This window comes from Magnetospirillum moscoviense, from assembly GCF_001650635.1.
Classification (GTDB): Bacteria; Pseudomonadota; Alphaproteobacteria; order Rhodospirillales; family Magnetospirillaceae; genus Magnetospirillum; species Magnetospirillum moscoviense.
Genome location: NZ_LWQU01000055.1, coordinates 1 through 1,927, shown reverse-complemented (window position 1 = coordinate 1,927; position 1,927 = coordinate 1). Strand labels below are relative to the sequence as shown.

At 55.4% G+C, this 1,927-nt stretch carries 1 protein-coding gene; it reads left to right on the top strand.

Annotated elements, in window-relative coordinates:
* The first annotated feature begins 597 nt into the window (after positions 1-597).
* Positions 598-1,119, top strand: a complete 522-nt coding sequence (locus tag A6A05_RS03095) for a hypothetical protein (protein ID WP_156520867.1) — start codon at positions 598-600, stop codon at positions 1,117-1,119.
* Positions 1,120-1,927: the final 808 nt, after the last annotated feature.

The following is a 1,927-nucleotide window of genomic DNA, read 5'->3' as shown; positions in this document are numbered from 1 at the left end:
TCGCCGACAGCGACAGGGTCAAAAGCCTCTGCTATCAGCCCTGGGTCCAGCAGGTCATTTCGTAGGTTCGCCGGTATAAGGCGTTGATTTCACTGTGGTTCCAAGCGTGGGGTGTGCCTCGTTGGCACACCTTTGCGTCACACTTGATAATCCGCCTCCCGACTGAAATCAACCCGTCCCCAGGACGGGGCACACCCCAGCCATCCCCAGGCCGTGCCCGCCAGGGCCGTTTTCCGGGTTGTGGGGCAGGCAAAGCTATTCCGCCGTCAATCCGGTATTCCACAGGGCCAAGGGCTGCCTACGGCGCTCAGAGGCGATTGATCGGGAATAGGGCTATCGGCGCTGCCGCTCGGCGTACTTCAGAGCATAGGCGATGACACGGCGGACGCTTCGCGATCTCCTCAACCCCGCCGCCCATCTCGAGCGGCTCCGGGCGGAAGCGGACTTGCGGATCAAATCGGCGCGGCTCGCTACGAAACAGAGCTCGCGGAACTTCGCAGGGCCAATGCCGATCTCATCACGCGCCTTCTCCCGCCTCCACCACAAGACAAGCCCAGTTTTTTCCGGAGATTGTTCGGCCATCGGTAACCGGAGCGGATGATTCGCCGCCCGCCGCATCGGCAAAAAGAAATACCAGAGCGAACCATACAGACGGCGCAAAAAGGCAAGGTAGTACAAAGTCTCCACCTTGCCTTTTTGCTGTCACCGCCTGCATTCTGTGTTCGAGTATTTCTTAACTTTGCCAATATGACGAACGCACTCACTACCGCCCATTATAACTATGTCGCGCAACACCTGAATCAGACCATGCTCGTCTACGAGCTCTTGAAGTCGGGATTTCTGAGCTACGACGATATCCGGGGAGCCTACGATCCGGAGACCGAGGAATTCGTCGAAATCTTCCAATGGCTGGCATTCCCCCGCTTCTACGGGTGCGACCTGGATAAGCTCGCGGAGGCTGGCATCCCGGTTCTCGAGAGCGAATACGGCGATTGGGTCGGGATCACCTCATTCGGCAGCCATTACGATCTCTACGTCTATCCGGCGCTCATCAACGCGATCTTCGATATGGATATCTCCTATGACGACATCCAGGAGCTCGGGCGGGTGATGCCATAGCCCCAGCGTCTCCAAGCCCCCAGCACGGAAAGGCGGTGACCTGATCCGGCAGGGGTTTGGTTACATTGAAGGAAGGGCTCACTGAAAAAGTGATGCGGGCACGATTCAAAATAGATTCAACATCAATTCATTATGAAGGCTAACTACTCATCAAAAACACAAACCACTATCGTCAATGGCTATATATTATAAAGAAAAATGACGCTACAAATTCAATCCAGATAATCCGTTGCATTTCACACATTCAAACGTTTTCCGACTCAGGAATCATAAAATCAAAAAAATCTCCGTTATTGGGAGATTTATGGTGATAGAGAGCGTGTTTTGCTTGGGGTTGGCGACATTTCCAGAGCCGAACGGAAAGAGGTTTGTTGTCTGCCGCTCAATTAATCCCCCCTACCCCCCAGCCGATTTACGGTCTGGATGAGAGGCATCTTCGCGGCCCTATTTGGGCGCTACTGGACTGGTTGTTATATCTCCGAGGCTTACCCGTGAAGTTTTCATCGGGAGGGGGGTTCCCCTTTTCCAGTTGCCCCGCAACATTTCCGTCGCCGTGAGGTGTTCGGAATGCTCCGGCAGTCTTGGAGGCGTTCTTTTGATTCGCGTGGCCCCCGGTGCTTTGCCCCATAATACCGGCGAACGCTCGATCTGACTCGGCGGGGCTTGCCAACCAGCGGCAACCATGAATCACTGGGGTTCCACCAGATACAGGGGGAACCATGTTCGGTAGGCTCAAGATATCGGAAAAGATGACGGCGGCGGAACTTCGAGTCTGGGCGCGTCGTTGCGGCAATGGCCGAGCGGCGGC

Coding starts and splice junctions, on each gene's coding strand:
- A6A05_RS03095 (WP_156520867.1), top strand. CDS start 598: ATGATTCGCCGCCCGCCGCATCGGCAAAAAGAAATACCAGAGCGAACC.